The sequence below is a fragment of the Streptomyces ossamyceticus genome, from assembly GCF_001418475.1.
Taxonomy (GTDB): domain Bacteria; phylum Actinomycetota; class Actinomycetes; order Streptomycetales; family Streptomycetaceae; genus Streptomyces; species Streptomyces ossamyceticus.
On record NZ_LIQX01000097.1, the window covers coordinates 1 to 22,965 of the forward strand.

The 22,965-nt window shown below is 72.1% G+C and carries 19 protein-coding genes; 18 read left to right on the plus strand and 1 reads right to left on the minus strand.

Features of this window, described 5'->3' with window-relative positions; all coding sequences use genetic code 11:
* Both AOK15_RS09100 and AOK15_RS09105 read left to right on the plus strand, forming a co-directional pair.
* A partial coding sequence (locus AOK15_RS09100) for a hypothetical protein (protein ID WP_055514637.1) occupies positions 1 to 264 on the plus strand: 264 nt, incomplete at its 5' end.
* 149 nt (positions 265 to 413) lie between these two features.
* Positions 414 to 1,577: a cysteine desulfurase family protein gene (locus AOK15_RS09105; protein ID WP_055514640.1), complete on the plus strand. Its 1,164-nt coding sequence runs from the start codon at positions 414 to 416 to the stop codon at positions 1,575 to 1,577.
* Positions 1,578 to 1,596: 19 nt separating this feature from the next.
* On the opposite strand, the gene AOK15_RS09110 is transcribed toward AOK15_RS09105, so the two are convergent.
* Positions 1,597 to 2,304: an N-acetylmuramoyl-L-alanine amidase gene (locus tag AOK15_RS09110; protein ID WP_055514642.1), complete on the minus strand. Its 708-nt coding sequence runs from the start codon at positions 2,302 to 2,304 to the stop codon at positions 1,597 to 1,599.
* Between the two features lie 59 nt (positions 2,305 to 2,363).
* Here AOK15_RS09110 and mnmA point away from each other — a divergent pair, with 59 nt between their 5' ends.
* The 16 genes from mnmA to AOK15_RS09190 all read left to right on the plus strand — a co-directional run.
* A complete protein-coding gene (gene mnmA, locus AOK15_RS09115; RefSeq protein WP_055514644.1) occupies positions 2,364 to 3,494 on the plus strand; it encodes a tRNA 2-thiouridine(34) synthase MnmA in 1,131 nt (376 codons plus the stop codon).
* A 128-nt stretch (positions 3,495 to 3,622) separates the two neighbouring features.
* Positions 3,623 to 4,489, plus strand: coding sequence for a class I SAM-dependent methyltransferase (locus AOK15_RS09120; RefSeq protein ID WP_079058383.1), 867 nt, complete (start codon positions 3,623 to 3,625; stop codon positions 4,487 to 4,489).
* A gap of 9 nt (positions 4,490 to 4,498) precedes the next feature.
* Complete coding sequence (locus AOK15_RS09125; RefSeq protein ID WP_055514646.1) at positions 4,499 to 5,038, plus strand: LOG family protein; 540 nt, start codon at positions 4,499 to 4,501, stop codon at positions 5,036 to 5,038.
* A gap of 87 nt (positions 5,039 to 5,125) precedes the next feature.
* Positions 5,126 to 5,815 carry an SDR family oxidoreductase gene (locus AOK15_RS09130; protein ID WP_079058381.1) on the plus strand — a complete coding sequence of 230 codons (690 nt, stop codon included), beginning with the start codon at positions 5,126 to 5,128 and terminating at the stop codon, positions 5,813 to 5,815.
* Positions 5,816 to 6,004: 189 nt separating this feature from the next.
* Positions 6,005 to 7,021 (plus strand): methionine synthase, encoded by a 1,017-nt coding sequence (locus tag AOK15_RS09135; RefSeq protein ID WP_079058382.1) that lies wholly within the window; start codon positions 6,005 to 6,007, stop codon positions 7,019 to 7,021.
* A 15-nt stretch (positions 7,022 to 7,036) separates the two neighbouring features.
* Positions 7,037 to 9,253 carry an NAD-dependent DNA ligase LigA gene (gene ligA / locus AOK15_RS09140; protein WP_055514650.1) on the plus strand — a complete coding sequence of 739 codons (2,217 nt, stop codon included), beginning with the start codon at positions 7,037 to 7,039 and terminating at the stop codon, positions 9,251 to 9,253.
* 228 nt (positions 9,254 to 9,481) lie between these two features.
* The gene (locus AOK15_RS09145) at positions 9,482 to 11,824 is read left to right on the plus strand and encodes a putative bifunctional diguanylate cyclase/phosphodiesterase (protein ID WP_055514652.1); all 2,343 of its coding nucleotides are present in this window, start codon (positions 9,482 to 9,484) and stop codon (positions 11,822 to 11,824) included.
* 243 nt (positions 11,825 to 12,067) lie between these two features.
* Positions 12,068 to 12,364, plus strand: coding sequence for an Asp-tRNA(Asn)/Glu-tRNA(Gln) amidotransferase subunit GatC (gene gatC / locus AOK15_RS09150; protein ID WP_018531282.1), 297 nt, complete (start codon positions 12,068 to 12,070; stop codon positions 12,362 to 12,364).
* 7 nt (positions 12,365 to 12,371) lie between these two features.
* The gene (gene gatA / locus AOK15_RS09155; protein ID WP_055514654.1) at positions 12,372 to 13,868 is read left to right on the plus strand and encodes an Asp-tRNA(Asn)/Glu-tRNA(Gln) amidotransferase subunit GatA; all 1,497 of its coding nucleotides are present in this window, start codon (positions 12,372 to 12,374) and stop codon (positions 13,866 to 13,868) included.
* Positions 13,865 to 14,104 carry a hypothetical protein gene (locus tag AOK15_RS09160; protein ID WP_055514656.1) on the plus strand — a complete coding sequence of 80 codons (240 nt, stop codon included), beginning with the start codon at positions 13,865 to 13,867 and terminating at the stop codon, positions 14,102 to 14,104. Before gatA ends, AOK15_RS09160 begins: the two co-directional genes overlap by 4 nt.
* Before the next feature lie 15 nt (positions 14,105 to 14,119).
* Positions 14,120 to 15,634 carry an Asp-tRNA(Asn)/Glu-tRNA(Gln) amidotransferase subunit GatB gene (gene gatB, locus AOK15_RS09165; protein ID WP_055514658.1) on the plus strand — a complete coding sequence of 505 codons (1,515 nt, stop codon included), beginning with the start codon at positions 14,120 to 14,122 and terminating at the stop codon, positions 15,632 to 15,634.
* Between the two features lie 327 nt (positions 15,635 to 15,961).
* On the plus strand, positions 15,962 to 18,298 hold the full coding sequence (locus AOK15_RS09170) for an MMPL family transporter (RefSeq protein ID WP_055514660.1): 2,337 nt from the start codon (positions 15,962 to 15,964) through the stop codon (positions 18,296 to 18,298).
* Positions 18,276 to 18,851 (plus strand): GNAT family N-acetyltransferase, encoded by a 576-nt coding sequence (locus AOK15_RS09175; protein WP_055514662.1) that lies wholly within the window; start codon positions 18,276 to 18,278, stop codon positions 18,849 to 18,851. The genes AOK15_RS09170 and AOK15_RS09175 overlap by 23 nt, the downstream gene beginning before the upstream one ends.
* A 35-nt stretch (positions 18,852 to 18,886) precedes the next feature.
* Complete coding sequence (locus tag AOK15_RS09180) at positions 18,887 to 19,498, plus strand: hypothetical protein (RefSeq protein ID WP_055514663.1); 612 nt, start codon at positions 18,887 to 18,889, stop codon at positions 19,496 to 19,498.
* Between the two features lie 216 nt (positions 19,499 to 19,714).
* Entirely contained in the window at positions 19,715 to 19,933 is a 219-nt protein-coding gene (locus AOK15_RS09185) for a hypothetical protein (protein ID WP_055514665.1), read from the plus strand.
* Between the two features lie 77 nt (positions 19,934 to 20,010).
* Positions 20,011 to 22,965, plus strand: a 2,955-nt coding sequence (locus AOK15_RS09190; protein WP_055514667.1) for an ATP-binding protein, incomplete at its 3' end; no start/stop codon positions are given.

Consider the following 22,965-nt stretch of genomic DNA (forward strand, 5'->3'; position numbering starts at 1 on the left):
ACGTCCCCCACCCGCCCCGCCGCCCGCCGCCGGGGCCGCGACGCCGACGGCATGGCCGTCGCGTCCTTCGTCCTCGGTCTTCTCGGCCTCCTCGTGCTCAACCTCTTCCTCGGCCCCATCGCCATCGTCCTCGCCGCCCTCGCCCTGAAGCGGGGCACCACGAGGCGGGGCCGGGCGTTCCTCGGCCTCGGTCTGGGCGTGGCCGACCTGGTGATCCTGGCCGTTCTCACCCAGACGACGAACACGGTCTCCTGGAGCTTCTGAGCCGCCCGGGACCGGCCGGACCGGGAGGGGTGCCCTACCCCCCGACCGCCGCGGCACCGTCGCCGTGGACGCCGTCATGGCCGGGGGCCGACCCCACCGCCGTAGCGGCCGAGGCCGGCGCGCGGCACCCCCGTAGAATCGGGCACACCATGGCTTACCTCGACCACGCGGCGACGACCCCGATGCTCCCGGAGGCGGCGGAGGCGCTGACCGCCCAGCTGAGCGTCACCGGCAACGCCTCCTCGCTGCACGCCTCCGGCCGCAGAGCCCGCCGTACCGTCGAGGAGGCCCGCGAGACCCTCGCGGAGGCCCTCGGAGCCCGCCCCAGCGAGGTCGTGTTCACCTCCGGCGGCACCGAGGCCGACAACCTCGCCGTGAAGGGGCTGTACTGGTCCCGCCGCGCCGCCGACCCGGCCCGCACCCGGGTCCTCGCGAGCCCCGTCGAGCACCACGCCGTGCTGGACGCCGTCCACTGGCTCGGCGAACACGAGGGCGCCACCGTCGAGTACCTCCCCGTCGACACCTACGGCCGCGTCCACCCCGACGCCCTGCGCGAGGCCATCGCCCGCGACCCCGACGACGTGGCGCTCGCCACCGTGATGTGGGCCAACAACGAGATCGGCACCCTCATGCCGGTCCGTGAACTCGCCGACGTCGCCGCGGAGTTCGGCGTCCCGCTGCACGCCGACGCCGTCCAGGCCTTCGGCCAGGTCCCCGTCGGCTTCGGGGACTCCGGCCTCGCCGCGATGACCGTGTCCGGCCACAAGATCGGCGGCCCGTACGGCATCGGCGCGCTCCTCCTGGGCCGCGAGTACAGCCCCGTACCGGTGCTGCACGGCGGCGGCCAGGAACGCCATGTCCGCTCCGGCACCCTCGACGTCCCGGCCGTCGCCTCCTTCGCCGTCGCCGGCCGGCTCGCCGCCGACCAACAGGAGTGGTTCGCCCGGGAGATCGGCTCCCTGCGGGACTCCCTGGTCGACGCGATCCGTACGGCCGTACCGGACGCGCTCCTCGGCGGTGACCCGGTGGACCGGCTGCCCGCCAACGCGCACTTCACCTTCCCCGGCTGCGAGGGCGACTCCCTGCTGCTGCTCCTCGACGCCCAGGGCATCGAGTGCTCCACCGGCTCGGCCTGCACCGCCGGTATCGCCCAGCCCAGCCATGTCCTCCTCGCCACCGGCGCCGACCCCGACCTCGCCCGTGGCACCCTCCGCTTCTCCCTCGGCCACACCTCCACGGAGGCCGACGTGGAAGCGGTCGCCAAGGCGATCGGCCCCGCGGTGGAACGCGCCCGCCACGCGGGCCTGACCTGAGGCCGGGTGGCCGGACGGCTCAGGCCGGCGCCGCGCCCGAGCCCTTCGCCGCCGCGGCGCGCACCAGCTTCATGTAGCGGTCCCAGTCCCAGTGCTCGCCGGGGTCGGTGTGGTCGGTGCCCGGCACCTCGACATGGCCGATGATGTGCTCGCGGTCGAGCGGGATGTCGTAGCGCGCGCAGATCCGGGCCGTGAGACGGGCGGACGCCTCGTACATCTCGTCCGTGAAGTCCTGCGGGCGGTCGACGAAACCCTCGTGCTCGATGCCGACGCTCCGCTCGTTGTAGTCGCGGTTGCCCGCGTGGTACGCCACGTCCAGCTCGCGGATCATCTGGGTGACATGGCCGTCCTTGCGGACGATGTAGTGCGACGCCGCCCCGTGCTTCGGATCCTGGAAGACCTTCACGGCACTGGCGAAGCTGCCCTGGGTGACATGGATGACCACCATGTCTATGCCGAAGTCGTCCGGCCGGTCCGCCAGCCGCCAGTTCGCGTCCGAGGCCGCCACCCACCTCGCGCCCGCGTAGTCGACCTCGCCCTCCTTGCGCGGCTTCGAGACGCCCGGCACCCGCCACCACGCGCGCGTCAGCTCGTCACGTGCCACGACGGCCGTACCCACGGCGGCCACCGCCGTGCCGATCAGCAGGGCCCGGCGGCCCACGCGCCGGTCCCCGTCCTTGCTCCTGCTCCGGGAAGCACCGTCCCCGGACGTCGTTCTGGTGCCCACGAGCCGTCAACGGATACTCGCGGGCTCCGGTTCCCGGCGCCCCGTACCCTGGATGCGTTATGACTGACACCTCGCAGCGCCCCCGCCCCCTCCGTGTCCTCGCCGCCATGTCCGGCGGGGTCGACTCCGCCGTGGCCGCCGCCCGCGCCGCGGAAGCCGGGCACGACGTGACGGGCGTCCACCTGGCGCTCTCCGCGAACCCGCAGTCGTTCCGCACGGGCGCCCGGGGCTGCTGCACCATCGAGGACTCCCGCGACGCCCGCCGCGCCGCCGACGTCATCGGCATCCCGTTCTACGTGTGGGACCTCGCCGACCGCTTCCGTGAGGACGTGGTCGAGGACTTCATCGCCGAGTACGAGGCCGGCCGCACCCCCAACCCGTGCCTGCGCTGCAACGAGAAGATCAAGTTCGCGGCCCTGCTCGACAAGGCGCTCGCCCTCGGCTTCGACGCCGTCTGCACGGGCCACTACGCCAAGGTGATCGTCCACGACGACGGCACGCGCGAGCTGCACCGCGCCTCCGACATGGCCAAGGACCAGTCGTACGTCCTCGGTGTGCTCGACGAGAAGCAGCTCGCCCACGCCCTGTTCCCGCTGGGGGACACGGTGACGACCAAGGACGAGATCCGCGCGGAGGCCGAGCGCCGGGGCCTCGCGGTCGCCAAGAAGCCCGACTCGCACGACATCTGCTTCATCGCCGACGGCGACACCCAGGGCTTCCTCGCGAGCCGCCTCGGCAAGGCGGAGGGCGACATCGTCGACGAGTCCGGCACCGTCCTCGGCACCCACGAGGGCGCCTACGGCTACACCATCGGCCAGCGCAAGGGGCTCCGCATCGGCACCCCGGCACCCGACGGCAAGCCGCGCTACGTCCTCGACATCTCCCCGGTGAACAACACCGTCACCGTCGGCCCCGCGGCCGCCCTCGACGTCGACGGCCTCACCGCGATCAAGCCCCGCTGGTGCGGCGCGGCGCCCACCGGCCCCGGCACCTACACCGCCCAGCTCCGCGCCCACGGCGGCGAGACCGAGGTGACCGCCGAGCTCATCGACGGCGACCTCCACGTCCGCTTCACCGAGCCCGTCCGCGGCGTCGCCCCCGGCCAGGCGATCGTCCTGTACGACGGCACGCGCGTGGTGGGCTCGGCGACGATCGCGTCGACCACGCGCGCGAAGGCGGGCGCCGTCTGAGGGGCGCGAGCCCCGGGCCGGGTGCCCGTCCGTCACGAACGCCTCCCTCCGGGTAGCCATCCGTCCGCGGACGGCGCAGGCTGCTGGTGAGTTCCCCCTACGGGCCGCAGGAGGCCCAGGAGGTCGCCGTGACAGCCACAGACCCGGCCGGAAGGCCGTCCGGGAAGCCGACGGCGGATCCGGCCGATGCGTCGAGGAATCGCCGCAGCCTCACCCACCGGGTCCGCTACGCCCTGCGCCACCCCAAGCGCGTGCCGGCGCACGCCCGCCGGGTGGCGCGCGACACCTGGCTGCGGCTCAAACACCGCGACCACATCGCCTACTACCGGGCCGTGATGGCCGCCGACACCGCCCGCAGCCCCGAGGCCGCCGTCGGGCACAACCCGTCGGTCGAGAAGTGGGAACGCGTCGGCCGCATGCAGTTCGACTACCTCCTGCGGCACGGTCTGGAGCCCCGGCACCGGATGCTGGAGATCGGCTGCGGGAACCTGCGCGCCGGGCGGCTGTTCATCGACCACCTGGACGCCGGGAACTACTACGGGATCGACATCTCGCCGGCCATCCTCCTGGAGGCCCAGCGCACCCTCGTCCGGCAGGGGCTGCAGTCCAAAATGCCCTACCTGACGCTCGTCGCCGACCTGACCTTCGAGTTCCTGCCCGAGGCCCACTTCGACGTCGTCCACGCGCACAGCGTGTTCTCGCACTCACCGGCGCACGTCATAGAGCAGTGCCTCGCCCACGTCGGCCGTGTCCTCGCCCCCGGCGGCTTCTTCGACTTCACCTACGGCCGCACCGAGGGCGAGGAGCACCAGGTGCTGCACGAGGACTTCTACTACCGCACCGACACCCTGGTGGAACTCGCCGCGAAGTACGGCCTGACCGCCCGCTTCATGGACGACTGGGAGGAGCTCCCGCACCGCCAGTCCAAGATCCGCCTGAGCCACCCCTCCGGGACCGGTGACCGGCCGGGCCCCGATGTCGGTGGCACGTCCTAACGTGGACCCATGAACATCTGCGTCTTCCTCTCCGCCGCCGACCTCGACGACCGCTACACCCGCCCCGCCCGGGAGTTCGCGAAGCTCATCGGCAAGGGCGGCCACACCCTCGTGTGGGGCGGCTCGGACGTCGGGCTGATGAAGGTGGTCGCCGACGGTGTGCAGGAGGCGGGCGGCAGACTCCTCGGCGTCTCCGTGGAGTTCCTGGCGGCCAAGGCGCGGCCCGGCACCGACGAGATGGTCATCGCCCGCGACCTCGCCGAGCGCAAGCGGCTCCTCCTGGAGAAGGCCGACGCGGTCGTGATCATGGTCGGTGGCACCGGCACGCTCGACGAGGCCACCGAGATCCTGGAACTGAAGAAGCACGGCCACACCGACAAGCCCGTGGTGCTCCTCAACACGGCGGGCTTCTACGACGGCCTCAAGGAGCAGTTCCGCCGCATGGAGGACGAGGGCTTCCTGCCCCGCCCCCTCACCGACCTGGTGTTCTTCGCGGAGGAGCCGGTGGGGGCGATGGCGTACCTGGAGGAGAGCCGGGGGATCGCATAGCCGAGGGGCAGCCGAGGAGCGCGGCCGAGAGCGGCCACGGGGGACTCTTCGCGCACCGCCGCCCCGAGGTGATGCGAGCATGACCGCATGGCAACTCATGTGATCACCGGATCGGGTTCCGGCATCGGCGAGGCCGTGGCCCGCCGTCTGCACGAGCGCGGCGACGACCTCGTGCTGCACGCGCGCGACGCCGGCCGCGCGAAGGAACTGGCGGCGCGGTACCCGGGGGCGAAGACCCTGGTCGGCGATCTCGCGGACCCGGACAAGCTCTCCTGGGCGTTCTCCCACCAGACCCTGCCCGACCGCGTGGACTCCCTGCTGCACATCGCCGGGGTGATCGACCTCGGCCGGGTCGGCGACCTCACCCCCAAGACCTGGCGCCACCAGCTCAACGTCAACCTCGTCGCCCCCGCCGAGCTGACCCGGCACTTCCTGCCCCAGCTGCGCGCCGCCCGGGGCCACGTCGTGTTCGTCAACTCCGGCTCCGGACTGCACGCCTACGCCGACTGGGCCGCCTACGCCGCCTCCAAGCACGGCCTGAAGGCCCTCGCCGACTCCCTGCGCCACGAGGAGCACGGCAACGGGGTCCGGGTCACCACGGTCTATCCCGGCCGCACGGCCAGCCCCATGCAGGCGAAGGTCCACCAGCAGGAGGGCAAGGAGTACGACCCGTCCCGGTGGATCGCGCCCGAGTCCGTCGCGACGACGATCCTCATGGCGCTGGACCTCCCACGGGACGCCGAGGTCAACGACCTGACGGTGCGACCCGGCCGCTGACGGGTCCCTGCCGGGCGCCCAGTGGGTCGGGGGGCGCTGTTTGTTCGGCGGGTGCGGGTGCGGGTGCGTCGTGGCCGTTCGCGCAGTTCCCCGCGCCCCTGCTTTTCAGGGGCGCGGGGAACTGCGCGAACAACCCCCACCCACCCGCACGTCGAATACCTCGGCCGCCAACCACCTACGCTTCGACGTGTGAACGAACACTTCGACTTCGGCCCCGCCACCGGCATCGGCTCCATGCCCGGCGGCGACGCCAGAGAGGTCGCCAAGACCGTCACCGGCACCTTCGAGTGGCCGGACACGGGCATGCCGTATCTGCCCGAACTCCCCGCCCGCGGCCCCGGCGCCGACATGATCGGCCGCACCGCCGGTCTGCTCGTCGAGCTGTACGCGCGCGTGGAGCCCAGCGGCTGGCGGCTCGGCGACCGGCCCGGACGGGACACCAGGCGGGCGGTCTCCTGGCTCGGCGAGGACCTGGACGCGCTGGAGGAGTTCACCCAGGGCTACGAAGGCCCGCTCAAGGTGCAGGCCGTCGGCCCGTGGACACTCGCCGCCACGCTGGAGCTGAGGAACGGCGAGGCGGCCCTCTCCGACCCCGGCGCCTGCCGCGACCTCGCCGGCTCCCTCGCCGAGGGTCTGCGTCTGCACCTCGCGGAGATACAGCGCCGCGTACCCGGCGCCCACATCGTCCTCCAGCTCGACGAACCCTCCCTGATCGCCGTCCTGCGCGGCCAGGTCAGGACCGCCAGCGGCTACCGTGCCCACCGCGCCGTCGACCGCCAGCTCGTCGAGGCCACCCTCCGTGACGTCATCGACGTCCGTACCGAACCGGGGGCGGTCGTCGTGCACTCCTGCGCCCCCGACGTACCGTTCGCGCTCCTCCGCAGGGCCGGCGCCGACGCGATCTCCTTCGACTTCTCGCTGCTCACCGAGCGTGACGACGACGCGATCGGGGAAGCCGTGGAGGGCGGCACCAAGCTGCTGGCCGGTGTCGTCCCGACCACGGAGAGCCCATTGTCGGACCCTGCCGGTAGCGTCATGGGTGTCAGGACGTTGTGGCGCAGGCTGGGGCTGCATCCGGGGCTTCTCGCGGACGCCGTCACGGTCACTCCGTCGTGCGGCCTCGCCGGGGTCTCCCCGGCGTACGCGCGCCGGGCGCTCGCCCACTGCGCCCAGGCGGCGAGATCCCTCGCGGACAACCCAGAGTAACGGGAGGACAACACGGTGGCCGGCGACAAGGACGCACAGCCCACATCGGTACCCGTCGAGACAGCGGTGCCCGCCGAGGCCCGCGAGAAGCACGCGCGGCTCGCCGAACAGATCGAGGAGCACCGCTTCCGGTACTACGTGAAGGACGCCCCGATCGTCAGCGACGCGGAGTTCGACGAACTCCTGCGCACGCTGGAGGCGTTGGAGGACGAGTACAGCGAACTGCGCACGCCGGACTCCCCGACGCAGAAGGTGGCCGTCGAGTACGAGACCGATCTCGCCGAGGTGGAGCACCGCGAGCGCATGCTCTCCCTCGACAACGTCTTCGACGACGAGGGCCTCGCGGCCTGGGCCGAGCGCGTCGCCAAGGATGTCGGCACCTCCGACTACCACCTGCTGTGCGAGCTCAAGATCGACGGCCTCGCGGTCAACCTGACGTACGAGGACGGCAGGCTCACCCGGGCCGCCACCCGGGGCACCGGGCGGACCGGCGAGGACATCACGCCCAACGTCATGACCATCGCCGAGATCCCGCACCGGCTGAAGGGCGACCGCGTCCCCCGACTCGTCGAGATCCGGGGCGAGGTCTACTTCCCGATGGAAGCCTTCCAGGGCCTCAACGAACGCCGGGTGGCGGCAGGCGAGAAGCCGTACGCCAACCCGCGTAACTCCGCCTCGGGTTCACTGCGCCAGAAGGATCCCAAGGTCACCGCCACCCTGCCGCTGCACATGGTCGTCCACGGCATCGGCGCCCTGGAGGGCTTCGACGGCGGCTTCACCCGCCTCTCCGAGGCGTACGACCTCCTCAAGTCATGGGGCCTGCCCACCGCCGAGCACAACAGGGTGGTCGACGACCTGGACGGAGTACGGGAGTTCATCGCCTACTACGGCGAGCACCGCCACTCCGTGGAGCACGAGATCGACGGCGCCGTCGTCAAGCTCGACGAGATCGCCCTCCAGGGTCGCCTCGGCTCCACCTCCCGTGCCCCCCGCTGGGCCATCGCGTACAAGTACGCGCCGGAGGAGGTCAACACCAAGCTCGTCAACATCCGTGTGGGGGTGGGACGTACGGGCCGGGTGACGCCGTACGCCCAGGTCGAGCCGGTGACGGTCGCGGGCTCCGAGGTCGAGTTCGCCACCCTCCACAACCAGGACGTCGTCAAGGCCAAGGGCGTCCTCATCGGCGACACGGTCGTGCTGCGCAAGGCCGGTGACGTCATCCCCGAGATCCTCGGCCCGGTCGTCGACCTGCGCGACGGCACCGAGCGCGAGTTCGTGATGCCCGCCGAGTGCCCCGAGTGCGGTACGCCGCTGGCGCCCGCCAAGGAGGGCGACGTCGACCTGCGCTGCCCCAACTCCCGTACCTGCCCGGCCCAGTTGCGTGAGCGGCTGTTCTATCTCGCCGGACGCAAGTGCCTGGACATCGAGCACTTCGGCTATGTCGCCGCCGCCGCGCTCACCAAGCCGCTGGAGCCGTCCGACCCGCCGCTGATCGACGAGGGCGACCTGTTCGACCTCACCGTCGAGCAGCTGCTGCCCATCAAGGCGTACGTCCTCGACCAGGACAGCGGTCTGCCCAAGCGTGACCCGAAGACCGGCGAGGAGAAGGTCGCCACGGTCTTCGCCAACCAGGAGGGCGCGCCCCGGAAGAACGCGGTCGCGATGCTGGAGAACATCCAGGCGGCCAAGGAGCGCCCGCTCGCGAGAATCCTCACCGGACTGTCCATCCGGCATGTCGGACCGGTGGCCGCCGAGGCGCTCGCCCGCGCGTTCCGTTCGATCGACCGCATCGAGCAGGCCACCGAGGAGGAACTGAAGAACACCGACGGCGTCGGCCCGATCGTCGCCGCCGCGGTCAAGCAGTGGTTCGCCGAGGACTGGCACCGCGAGATCATTCGCAAATGGAAGGCCGCCGGGGTCCGGATGGCGGACGAGGGCGCCGGCGAGGACGAAGGCCCCCGCCCCCTCGAAGGGCTCACCGTCGTGGTGACCGGCACGCTCGAACACCACACGCGGGACGGCGCGAAGGAGGCCCTGCAGAGCCGTGGAGCGAAAGTGACCGGCTCGGTTTCGAAGAAGACCTCGTTCGTCGTCGTCGGCGACAACCCGGGGTCCAAGTACGACAAGGCGATGCAGCTCAAGGTTCCCGTCCTGAACGAGGACGGTTTCGCGGTTCTGCTCGAACAGGGACCGGAAGCGGCCTCGGAAGTGGCGCTTCCGACCGAGGAGTAGGGGTTGAAGGGCACCTGTTCGGCGCATACCAGATGCATATGGGTGGCCGGTCGCATTCGGGCAACCGTCGTCGACCGCTGCCCGTGAAAGCCTTGTGCGGCCTACTGTTGAGGTGTGCGCCTGCCGTGCCCGGACGCGTGGCGGGTTCTCGGACGCGGTGCCGCCCCGGGGTTGTCGGGAGCAACGGGCCGCGTGGCGTGGGCACCGCCGGCTGTGAGAGGGACGGGAATGGAACCGACCGAGAGCGTCGCCCCGGACTCACGGCTGCGTCCGCGCCGTGTGTCCGGGGCCTGGCGATGGGGACGCTCCCTGCTCATGGGGGGACGCCCGTTCGAGGGAACCCGGGAGCGGGTCGGTGACCAGGAGCCCACGGCGGACCCCCGATCGGAGCAGCCGCCGGGCCGCGCGGCCGTCGGCGGCCCCGGCCTTCTCGTCCCCGCCCCGGCACTCGCCACCGGAACCGGCGCCGCCCCACCGCTCACCGGCACGCTCGGTCACAGCCGCGGCCACGGCCTGCCGGGTCACGACGGCGAACGCCATCCGTCCTGGCCCGCCCTGCCCGCCGCGATCGTGGGCCTCGCCGGAGCGATCCTGGGCGCCGGGTTCTACCGGGCGTTCGCCGGACAGCACGCGCTCTTTCCGTCCGGCGCGGTCGGCTGGGCCCTCGCCCTGCTCACCGGCATCATCGTCGGCCACCTCGTCGCCATGGGCCGCGCCCGCTGGTGGGGCGGTACCGGCTCCGGCGCCGCCCTCACCCTCGCCGTCCTGATCCTCTACGGCTGGCTGCCGGCCGGCATGGTCAGCCTCACCGTCGTCGTCCTCGTCGGCATCGCCCGCCGGGGCCGCTGGCGGCAGGGCGTGCTGCACGGCGCGGTCGACATCCTCGGCATCGGCGCAGGAGCCCTCGTCCTGCGCGTCTTCGGCCGCGTCCCCTCGGTCGAGCAGCCCTGGGACCCGGAGACCTGGAACCTGTACGCGGCGCCCCAGGTGGCGCTCGTCGCCGTCGCCTACCTCGCCGTCACCCGCGCCCTGCTCTGGTACCTGGCCGCGCCGCGCGGCGGCGTCCCCACGGTCGCCCGCACCGCCCTGGTCCGGCAGGGCCTCGTCGCCGTCGCGCTGTTCGGCATCGCCCCCTTGATCTGCGTCGTCGCCACGGCCCAGCCCTTACTGCTGCCCCTGTTCTCCATCCCGCTCATCGCGCTCGACTCCACCCTGTGGATCGCCCGCGCCCGGGCGGAGGAACAGCTGCGCGACCCGCTCACCGGCCTGCCCAACCGCCAGTGGCTGCTGGAACGGACCTGGACCGCCCTGGACGACGCCGAGCGAATCGGCGCGCGCTCCGCCCTGATGCTGATCGACCTCGACCGCTTCCGGTCCGTGAACGACACCCTCGGGCACCTCGCGGGCGACCGGCTGCTGCTGCAGATAGCCGACCGGCTCCGGGTCGCGCTGCCGCGCGGAGCGGAGGCCGCACGGCTCGGCGGCGACGAGTTCGCCGTGCTGCTGCCCGTCGCCGACTCCACGACCTCCGCCTCACGGGTCGCCCGCAACCTCGTCGCCGCGCTCGGCTCACCGCTCGACCTCGACGGGCTCACCCTCGTCCTGGAGGCCAGCGCGGGGCTCGCCGTCTTCCCCGACCACGCGCTCGACGCGGAAGGGCTGCTCAGGCGGGCGGATGTGGCGATGTACCAGGCGAAGCGGGACCGCACCGGCGTCGAGGTCTACGAGTCCAAGCGGGACTCGAACACCCCGGACCGGCTCGGCCTCCTCGGCGACCTGCGGCGCGCGCTCGACGCGCAGGAGGTCGAACTGCACTACCAGCCGAAGGTCCGCTTCGACGGACAGGTGGCCGGGCTGGAGGCGCTCGTGCGGTGGGTGCACCCCGAGCGGGGGAAGGTGCCGCCGGACGAGTTCATAGCGATCGCCGAGTCGTCCGGGCTGATGCCGCACCTCACCGAGTACGTCCTGGAGACGGCCCTCGGGCAGGTGGCCCGCTGGCGCGCCCAGGGACTGCACGTACCGGTCGCCGTGAACGTGTCGCCCCGCGACGTCCACACCCCCGGCTTCGCGGGCGCGGTGGCGGCGCGGCTGGCCCGCCACGGAGTCCCGGCGGGAGCGCTCCAACTGGAGATAACGGAACACGTGCTCCTGGAGGACCCGCAGCGGGCCGCGGACACCCTGGCCGGGCTGACCGGGCACGGCGTGAAGATGTCCCTCGACGACTTCGGGACCGGGTACTCCTCGCTGGTCCACCTGCGGCGGCTGCCCGTGAGCGAGCTGAAGATCGACCGTTCGTTCGTGGCGCGGCTCGCCGTCGACACGGAGGACGCGGAGATCGTGCGCTGCACCGTCGACCTCGCGCACTCCCTGGGGTTGCTCGTCGTGGCCGAGGGCGTCGAGGACGACGAGACGTGGGAGCGGTTGCGCGACCTGGGCTGCGACGCCGTCCAGGGGTGGCTGGTCGCCGCGGCGATGCCGCCGGAGGAGACCACGGCGTGGCTCCGGGCCCGTGGCTCCCGCGGCTGGCAGCGCCCCGCGGCGGCCCTCCCGGCGGCGACGGCGGACGAGTAACCGCCGGGCGCGCACGGGGGAGGGACCGGGGGCACCTCATGGCTCGGGGGTGCGCTGTCTGTTCCGCGGGCGCGGGGAACTGCGCGAGAAACCACGACGCACCCGCACCCGCCAAAACCACACGCACCCCCAACCCCACAGGCGCCCGGCCGAGCCCGCGCGGCAAACCCGTGCACGGTCACACCGCCCCGCCCCATAGGATTGGCGCCAAACCACATCGCACTCACCCCAGAGGATCGCTGCATGCCTGGCATCACGCGCGAGGAGGTCGCCCACCTCGCCCGGCTGGCGCGTCTGGAGCTGAAGCCCGAAGAGCTCGACCACTTCGCAGGCCAGCTGGACGACATCATCGGCGCGGTCGCCCGCGTCAGCGAGGTCGCCGACCAAGACGTCCCGCCGACCTCGCACCCGCTGCCGCTGACGAACGTCATGCGCGCGGACGAGGTCCGTCCGTCGCTCACCCCCGAGCAGGCGCTCTCCGGCGCCCCGGCCCAGGAGCAGCAGCGTTTCAAGGTGCCGCAGATCCTGGGGGAGGACTGATCACGTCATGACCGACGCCATCATCAAGCTCACCGCGGCTCAGATCGCCGCGAAGATCGCCTCCGGCGAACTCACCGCCGTGCAGGTCACCGAGGCCCACCTGGCCCGGATCGAGGCCGTCGACGAGAAGGTGCACGCCTTCCTGCACGTCGACCGCGAGGGCGCGCTCGCCCAGGCCCGTGCCGTCGACGAGAAGCGGGAGCGGGGCGAGAAGCTCGGCCCCCTCGCCGGTGTGCCCCTCGCGCTCAAGGACATCTTCACCACGGTCGGCGTTCCGACCACCGTGGGCTCGAAGATCCTCGAAGGGTGGATCCCGCCCTACGACGCGACGCTCACCAAGCGGCTGAAGGACGCGGACGTCGTCATCCTCGGCAAGACCAACATGGACGAGTTCGCCATGGGGTCCAGCACCGAGAACAGCGCGTACGGCCCGACCGGCAACCCCTGGGACCTCACCCGGATCCCCGGTGGCTCCGGCGGCGGTTCGTCCGCCTCCCTCGCCTCCTTCCAGGCGCCCCTCGCCATCGGCACCGACACCGGCGGCTCCATCCGCCAGCCGGCCGCCGTCACCGGCACGGTCGGTGTGAAGCCGACGTACGGGGCCGTGTCCCGGTACGGCATGGTCGCCTTCTCGTCCTCCCTCGACCAGGGCGGGCCCTGCGCCCGTACGGTCCTGGACGCGGCGCTCCTGCACGAGGTCATCGCCGGTCACGACCCGATGGACTCCACGTCCATCGACGCGCCGGTCCCGCCGGTCGTCGAGGCCGCCCGCAACGGCTCGGTCGCCGGGATGCGTGTGGGCGTCGTCAAGCAGTTCCGCGGCGAGGGCTACCAGGCCGGTGTGGTCCAGCGGTTCGACGAGTCCGTCGAGCTGCTGCGCGAGCTGGGCGCCGAGATCGTCGAGCTGGACTGCCCGTCGTTCGACCTGGCGCTGGCCGCGTACTACCTGATCGCGCCGAGCGAGTGCTCGTCGAACCTCGCCCGCTTCGACGGCCTGCGTTACGGCCTGCGGACCGGCGACGACGGCTCGCACTCCGCCGAGGAGGTCACCTCCCTCACCCGTGAGGCGGGCTTCGGCCCCGAGGTGAAGCGCCGCATCATGCTCGGCACGTACGCGCTCAGCTCCGGCTACTACGACGCGTACTACGGCAGCGCCCAGAAGGTGCGGACGCTCATCACCCGCGACTTCGAGAAGTCGTTCGAGAAGGTGGATGTCATCGTCTCCCCGACGACGCCGACCACCGCCTTCCCGATCGGTGAGCGCGCCGACGACCCGATGGCGATGTACCTCGCCGACCTGTGCACCATCCCGACCAACCTCGCGGGCAACGCCGCGATGTCCCTCCCCTGCGGTCTCGCGCCGGAGGACGGGCTGCCGGTCGGACTCCAGATCATCGCCCCGGCCCTGAAGGACGACCGTCTCTACAAGGTCGGCGCCGCTGTCGAGGCCGCCTTCGTGGAAAGGTGGGGGCACCCGCTGCTCGAGGAGGCTCCGTCGCTGTGAGTGCACTGACCAAGGCCAAGGGCTTCAAGAAGTCCAAGTCCGGCACGTATCTGTCCATGGCCGCCACGGCGTTCGGCGCGATCGGTGTCGCCAAGCGGCTCAAGAGCGCCCGTGCCGAGAAGGACACCCTGGTCCTGATCGACGCCACCGTGTCCGCCGTAGCCATCGTCACCGGCCTCGCCATCCTCTACCGCGAGCTGAAGCGGCTGGGCGACGACGACGTCCTGCTGGGCTGAGAGGGAAGTTTCACCGTGACCACCACGACCGACCTGGTGTCGTACGAGGACGCACTCGCGTCGTACGACCCCGTCATGGGCCTTGAGGTCCATGTCGAACTCGGCACCAAGACGAAGATGTTCTGCGGCTGCTCGACCGAACTCGGTCAGGGCGCCAACACGCAGACCTGCCCCGTCTGCCTCGGCCTGCCCGGCGCGCTCCCCGTCGTCAACGCGACCGGCGTGGAGTCCGCCATCAAGATCGGTCTCGCGCTGAACTGCGAGATCGCCGAGTGGTGTCGCTTCGCCCGGAAGAACTACTTCTATCCGGACATGCCGAAGAACTTCCAGACCTCCCAGTACGACGAGCCGATCGCCTTCAACGGCTACCTCGACGTGCAACTGGAGGACGGCGAGGTCTTCCGCGTGGAGATCGAGCGCGCCCACATGGAGGAGGACACCGGCAAGTCGACCCACGTCGGTGGTGCCACCGGCCGCATCCACGGCGCCTCGCACTCGCTCCTCGACTACAACCGCGCCGGCATCCCGCTCATCGAGATCGTCACCAAGCCGATCGTCGGTGCCGGGGAGCGCGCGCCGGAGGTCGCCAAGGCATACGTCCGTGAGCTGCGCGAGGTCATCAAGGCGCTCGGCGTCTCCGAGGCCCGTATGGAGATGGGCCAGATGCGCTGCGACGTGAACCTGTCGCTGCGCCCGAACGGCACCGAGAAGTTCGGCACGCGTTCGGAGACGAAGAACGTCAACTCGCTGCGGTCCGTGGAGCGTGCGGCCCGCTTCGAGATCCAGCGGCACGCGGCCGTCCTGAGCAGTGGCGGGACGATCATCCAGGAGACCCGGCACTTCCACGAGGACACGGGGTCCACGACCTCGGGCCGCGTGAAGGAGGAGGCCGAGGACTACCGGTACTTCCCGGAGCCCGACCTGGTGCCGGTGGCCCCCTCGCGCGAATGGGTCGAGGAGATCCGGTCCGCGCTGCCCGAGCTGCCGCTGGTCCGCCGCAACCGGCTCCGCGAGGAGTGGGCCGTCAGCGGCACCGACATGCAGGCGATCCTCAACGCCGGTGCGTTGGAGCCGATCGTCGCCACCATCGAGGCCGGGGCGGATGCCGCCTCGGCGCGCAAGTGGTGGATGGGCGAGCTGGCCCGCAGCGCCAACGAGTCGGGCAAGGCGCTCGACGAGCTGGCGATCACGCCGGCGGAGGTCGCCCGGGTCACCGAGCTGGTCGCGAAGGGTGACCTGAACGACAAGCTGGCACGCCAGGTGATCGAGGGCGTCCTCGCGGGCGAAGGCACCCCGGACGAGGTCGTCGACAAGCGCGGTCTGAAGGTCGTCTCCGACGAGGGCGCCCTGACCACCGCAGTCGAGGAGGCCATCGCCGGCAACCCGGCCATCGCGGACAAGATCCGCGGCGGCAAGGTCGCCGCGGCCGGTGCCCTGGTGGGCGCGGTCATGAAGGCAACCCGCGGCCAGGCCGACGCGGCCCGCGTCAAGGAGCTGATCCTGGAGAAGCTGGGCGTCAGCGAGGGCTGAGCGAGGCTGGGGCCGAGCGAGCTCTGGGGCCGAGCGAGCTCTGGGGCCGAGCGAGCTCTGGGGCCGAGCGAGCGCTGAGGGCGGTGCGTCAGGACGACGCACCGCCCTCAGTCGTGTCAACGGCCGTGACGCAGGGCGACAGAGTGCCGTCATCTGTCCTGTGAGGTGCCTCGCATCTCATGTGACGAGACCCTCAATGGCCCCAAACGATCAGTTTCGGGTGCAAGAGTTGCCAGGGATTGCTCATGTGTTCTTTGCGTGTCATTCCGTTCGATCAGCGGCTGAACACGATCAAAGATCCCGAAATCACCCCAGGGAGCACGATCCGTGGCAGCCCTAGCACGCTGGTGCGTCCGGCACCGTCTCGTCGCCGTCCTTCTGTGGCTCCTCGCCTTCGCCGGCACGGCCGCCGGCGCGGTGGCGGCGGGCGCCGCGTACTCGAACGACTACAAGACCCCCGGAACCGAGTCCAGCCGTGCCACCGAGCTGCTGAGCGAGGGCTTCCCCGGCACCAGCGGTGACAACGCCACCGTCGTCTGGCACACCGACGAAGGCACCGTACGGGCCGCCGCCGTCGAACAGACGATGACCCGGACCCTCGACGAGATCGCCGGGCTGCCGGATGTCGCCGCCGTGACCGACCCGTACGACGGGGCCGACGCCGGCCGCATCAGCCAGGACGGACACACGGCGTACGCGAGCGTGACCTTCGACAAGCCGGCCGGTGACGTGGACAAGGCGCAGGCCGAGGCCGTCGTCGACACCGCGAAGGCCGCCGAGTCGCACGGGCTCCAGGTGGAACTGGGCGGCGAGGCGATCGGGCTCACCGAGACCTCCGGGGGCCACCTCGCCGAGATCGTCGGCGTGCTCGTCGCCGCAGTGGTCCTCTTCCTCGCCTTCGGCTCGCTCGCCGCGAGCGTCCTGCCGATCGCGACCGCCCTGGTCAGCGTCGGCACCGCCTACGCGGGCATCACCCTGCTCGGCCACCTCATGACCGTCGCCGACTTCGCCCCCATGCTGGGCACCCTCATCGGCCTCGGCGTCGGCATCGACTACGCGCTGTTCATCGTGACCCGGCACCGACGCGGGCTGAAACGCGGACTGCCCGTCGAGGAGGCCGCGCGGAACGCGGTCGCCACCACCGGGCGGGCCGTGGTGTTCGCGGGTGCCACCGTGTGCATCGCCCTCCTGGGCATGCTGATCCTGCGGCTCGGCTTCCTCAACGGCGTCGCGATAGCCGCCTCGCTGACCGTGGTCCTCACCGTCGCCGCCTCCGTGACGCTGCTGCCCGCGCTGCTGTCCTTCATCGGCATGCGGGCGCTCAGCCGCCGCGAACGCCGCCGTCTGGCGGAGCACGGGCCCGAGCCCGAGCTGCCCACGGGCTTCGCCGCCCGCTGGTCCGCGTTCGTCGAACGGCACCCCAAGAAGCTCGGCGCGATCGCCCTCGTCGTCATGACCCTGCTCGCCCTGCCCACCCTGGGCCTGCGCCTGGGCACCTCCGACCAGGGCAACGACCCCAGGACGAGCACCACCCGCGCGGCGTACGACCTCCTCGCCGGGGGCACCTCCCGCTCGAGCGCAGCCGAGAGCGGGGGAGGGTTCGGCCCCGGTGTGAACGGCCCGCTCACCCTCGTCACCCACGTCGACGGCGCCGCCGACAAGCTCGCCCTCGACAACCTCGACTCCACCCTCCGCACCACCGAGGGCGTCTCGGCGGTCACCCCGGTCACCTACAACACCGGCGGCGACACCGCGTACCTCACCGTCGTCCCCGACTCCTCCCCGCAGTCCGAGCGGACCAGCGATCTGGTCGAACGGCTGCGCGACGAGGTGCTGCCGCGGGCCGAGAGCGGTACCTCGCTCGATCTGCACGTCGGTGGGGTGACCGCCGGGTACGACGACTTCGCCGACGTCATCGTCGGCAAGCTCCCGCTGTTCGTGGGTGCCGTGATCGGCCTCGGCTGTCTGCTGCTCCTGCTCGCCTTCCGGTCGATCGGCATTCCGCTGAAGGCCGCCGCGATGAACGTGGCCGCCGTCGCCGCCGCGTTCGGCGTGGTCGTCGCGATCTTCCAGTGGGGCTGGGGGAGCGAACTGCTCGGCCTCGGCCGGGCGGGCCCCATCGAGCCCTTCCTCCCGGTGATCATGGTCTCGGTCCTCTTCGGGCTCTCCATGGACTACCAGGTCTTCCTGGTCAGCCGGATGTACGAGGAGTGGCTGGAGACCGGCGACAACCGGCGCGCGGTCCGTGTCGGCCTCGCCGAGACCAGCCGCGTGATCAACTCCGCGGCCGTCATCATGATCTCCGTCTTCCTCGCCTTCGTGCTCAGCGGCGACCGGGTGATCGCCATGTTCGGCATCGCCCTCGCCGCCGCCGTCGCCCTCGACGCGTTCGTCCTGCGCACGCTCCTCGTCCCCGCCCTGATGCATCTGCTCGGCGGCGCCAACTGGTGGCTGCCCCGCTGGCTCGACCGCCGCATGCCCCGCATCAGCATCGAGCCGCCCGAGTCCCGTGCCGCCCATGAGAGGCTGGCCGCCGCGACGGACGCCGAGGCGGCGGACGTACTGGCGGGGGACGCCGGAGAGATACCGGGGCCACGGGCCGCCGACGCGACGGACGTACGGGTGAAGGAGCGACCGCAGGATGTACGCGATATCCCTGGGTGACGACGGGGCCGAACTGCGCACGCTGGACCCCTGGCACGCCGAGGAGTTCCTCGCGCACCTGGAGCGGGGGCGGGAGTTCATCAACCAGTACGTCCCCTTCGGCTCGACCGCCACGGACGTCCCCTCCGCGCGTGCCGTCCTCCAGCGGTACGCCGACATGCGCGCCGCCGACGCGGGCTCCCTGCACGGCATCTGGCTCGACGGGAAGCTCGTCGGCGGGGTCCTCTTCCTCAACTTCGACGCCGACAACGCCAACTGCGAGGTCGGCTGCTGGCTCGAACCCGCCGGGACGGGGCGTGGGCTCGTCACCCGCGCCATGCACGTCCTCATCGACTGGGCGGTCGACGTCCGCGGCATCCACCGGGTGGAGTGGATCGCCGCCTCCGGGAACGAACCCAGCCTGAACGTGGCCCGGCGGCTGGGCATGTCGCGGGACGGTGTGCAGCGCGAGCGCTATCCCCACCGAGGGGTCCGGCACGACCTGGAGATATGGTCCGTCCTGGCGCCCGAGTGGCGTACTGCACGCGCGCGTGGCGTTCACAGGGATCGTTAAGAGACCTCTCAGACAACATTCGTACGGTGCGAGGTATGGGAACCAAGACAGTGGACGAGGTCGGAGCCGGGACGGGCACCGAGACGAAGACCGACGAGAAGTCGGTGGACGTGACCAAGCAGGACCCCGCGGCCCCGGCCGAGGCTGCGCAGCGGGACGCCGACCTCGGCGAGACCGGCGAGACCGGCGAGTCCGGTCAGGCCGGTGACTCCGGTGCGGCCGACGAGGAGCTTCCGCCCGTCGCCGCCAAGGCGCAACCGGGCGTCGGACAGGGCGCCGCGGGCATCGTCGCCGTGGTGCTCGGCCTCGTCTCGCTGACCGGCAGCTGGGTCGGCACCGTGGCCCAGGCCCGCAACCTGATGTTCGGGCAGTTGGAGACCGCGCGGAACGCGGACGTGGCCACGATGCTCCAGCAGTACTACGGCGACTCGTGGAACGCCAATGCCCTCGTGTCCGGGATCTTCGCCCTGATCGCGATGCTCGTCGGCGTCGCCGTCCTGGTCCGGCCCGAGTTCGGCGACCCCGACCAGGTGCAGGCGCCGTGGATCAAGTCGGCCGCGTGGGCCGGTGTCTCGGTCGGCTTCATCGGACTGGTCCTCGCCGTCCTGAAGTACTCCGACATCCTGCTGGGCCTGCCGAACACCTGACGCACCCGCTCCCGAAGGGCGGCATCTGAGGGGCCTTAGCCCCGTCGTGGGGATCCTTACGACGGACCTGAGGCCCCTCACCTGTTCAGGGCGCTGATCTAAGGCCCCCGGCCCGGCGAAGATGCGGAACTCTCCCGATGTGGCGGACTCCCCTCGGAGACGAAGGTTGAGGCATCGCAACAAGCGAACCCGACCGACTCTCCCGAGGGGCACGACATGTTCGAGTACGAGCAGCGGATCCGCACCGAGGAACTGATCCGCGACGCGGAGACCTACCGCAGGGCGCGCGACGCCCGCCGCGCCGGCCGCGAGGCCGCACGCGACGCCCGGACCACGCGGAGGTCCACGTCCCGCCCGGGCCTTGAGGAACCGGACATCGAGGACCACGGCACGCGCCACCGCACACGCCGGTTCCGGCTGCCGCGCACCGCGTGAGCCCCGGACCCGGGACGCCCGGCACCGAACCCCGCGAGGTGCGGATATTCGGTGCCGGAGCGCCGGACACGCGTGCGATGCTCGGCGGTGTGGAGACCAGGTCCGTCAGTCCGGTGTTCGTCGGCCGCGCCGAGGAGTTGGAGGTGCTGCGCGACGCCCTCGCCCGCGCCGCCGACGGTGCCTCACGCACACCCGGGAGCGGGAGCGGGAGCGGGGGTGGGGGAGCGGGCGAACCGCAGGCACTGCTGCTGTGCGGCGAGGCCGGCGTCGGCAAGACCCGGCTGGTCGAGGAGTTCGCCGCCGAGGCCGCGCGCGGGGGCGCGGTCGTCGCGCTCGGCGGATGCGTCGAGATCGGCGCCGACGGACTGCCCTACGCGCCCTTCTCCACCGCCCTGCGCGCCCTGCACCGCCGGCTCCCCGCCGAACTGATCGCCGCGGCCGCCGGCCAGGAACCCGAACTGGCCCGCCTGCTGCCCGAACTGGGTGAGACACCCCCGACCCGGCACGACGAGGAGGGCACCGCCCGCCTCTTCGAACTCACCGCCCGCCTCCTGGAGCGCCTCGCCGCCGACCGCACCGTCGTCCTCGTCCTGGAGGACCTGCACTGGGCCGACGCCTCCACCCGCCACCTCCTCGCCTACCTGCTGCGCACCCTGCGCACCGGCCGCCTCGTCGTCCTCGCCACCTACCGCTCCGACGACATCCACCGCCGCCACCCGCTGCGCCCCCTCCTCGCCGAACTCGACCGCCTCCGCACGGTCCGCCGCATCGAACTGCGCCGCTTCAACCGCACCGAGGTCGGCCACCAGCTCACCGGCATCCTCGCCGCCGAACCCGACCCGGCCCAGGCCGACGAGATCTTCGAACGCTCCGACGGTAACGCCTTCTTCGTCGAGGAACTCGCCGCGGCCGCGCACGACGGAGGCTGCGCCTCCCTCACCGACTCCCTGCGGGACCTGCTTCTCGTCCGTGTCGAACGGCTCCCCGAGGACGCCCAGCGGGTCGCCCGCCTCGTCGCCGAGGGCGGCTCCACCGTGGAGTACGCCCTGCTCGCGATCGTCGCCGGACTCCCCGAGGACGACCTCATCGAAGCCCTGCGCGCGGCCGTCGGCGCCAACATCCTGCTCGCCGCGCCCGGCGGCGACGGCTACCGATTCCGCCACTCCCTGGTCCGCGAGGCCGTCAGCGACGACCTCCTCCCCGGCGAACGCTCCCGCCTCAACCGCCGCTTCGCCGAAGCCCTGGAGGCGGAGCCGACGCTCGTCCCCGCCGACGGGCGCGCCACCCGCCTGGCCAGCTACTGGTATCACGCTATGGACGCCGCCAAGGCCCTGCCCGCCGTCCTCGACGCCGCCGTCGAGGCCCGCTCCCGCCACGCCCACTCCGAGCAACTACGGCTCCTGGAGCGGGCGATGGAACTGTGGGACTCCGCCCCCGACACGGTGCGCTCCGCGCTGCGCCCCATCGACTACACCGAGGTCTACCCTCCCCCACTGCCTGAAGGGCGTGGGGGCACCCCCAGAGGCTGCGACCCCGCCACCACCCCCCTGCGCTATCTCGACCTCATGGCCGAGGCGGCCGTCGCCGGCCGGCTCTGCGGCGAGCGGGAACGCGCCATGCGGATCACCCGGCGCGCCCTGGACCTGCTGGCGGACGGGGGAGACCCGGCGCGCACCGCCTGGTTCTGGGTGCAGCGGTCCCTGCTGACCGAGGGCCTGTCCCGGGGCGACGGCTGGAAGGAACTCGCCACCGCCCAGGACCTCATGCGCGGTCTGCCCCCGTCGGAGATGCACGCGGAGGTGCTTTCCCGCGTGGCCGGCTGGGCCATGCTCCACGCCCCCGGCCCCGACGCCCTCTCCGACGCCCAGCGCGCCGTCGAGTACGCGCGCATGGTGGGCGCCGAGGACATCGAACTCAACGCCCGCCTCACCCTCGGCGGCCTGATGGTCGACGCCGGCGACATCGACGCGGGCATCGCCGAGATGGAAGCGGTACGCCGCCGGGTCCTCGAACGCGGCCCCGCCGCCGTCGTGGGCCGCGTCCATGTCAACCTGCCCTCCAGCCTGGAGAGCGTGGGCCGCTCCCGCGACGCCGTCCGCATCCTGCGCGAGGGCCTCGATCTCACCCGGCGGATGGGCCTGTCGGACTCCGAGGCCTGGGTGTGGGGCAACCTCGCCGAGTCGCTCCTCTCCCTCGGCCAGTGGGACGAGGCCGTCGACGCCGCGAACAGGTCCCGGGACATCGGCCCGAGCGCCAAGCGACTCGGCGGCACCGCCCTCTCCCTCGCCGCCATCGCGCTCGCCCGCGGTGACATCGCCGAGGCCCGGCGCCAACACTCCGCCGCGTACGGCTACTTCGGCACCCACAACCCCATGCCGCAGAACAACCTGCCGCTCTCCCTCCTCACCATCGGTATCGCCGCCGCCGAGGGCCGCCTCCCCGACGCCCGCGCCGAACTCGCCCGCGTCCTCGACACGGGCTTCCCCGCCGGCACCCAGCGGTACGCCTGGCCGCTGCTGCTCAGCGCCGCCGTCACCGAGGCCGACGCCCGAGGGCTGCCCACCGCCGGCCAGGGCCGCCCCGAGGCCCTCGACCGGATCCTCGCGACGGTCAAGAAACTCACCACCGGAGCACCGATCTGGCTCGCCCACGAACACTGGGTGCGCGCCGAACTCCAGCGCGCCGAGGGCCTGATGACCCCCGACACCTGGTCCGAGGTCGTCACCGCCTTCGAGCCCCTCGAACGCCCCTACGACCTCGCTCGCGTCCGGCACCGCCTTGCCGAGGCCCTGCTGGCCGACGGCGCCGACGACGAGGCCCGGCACCGGGCGACGGCACTGCTGCGGTTGTCCGCCGCCGTCGCCGACCATCTCGGCGCCCGCCCGCTCGCCGAGGGCGTCGCCCTTCTCGCCCGGCGCGCCCGCCTGCCCCTAGGCCATACCGCCGGGCCCGCGCTCGCACCCGCCGACCCCGTCGCCGCCCTCGGCCTCACCGGACGTGAGTACGACGTCCTGCGCCTGGTCGCCGAGGGC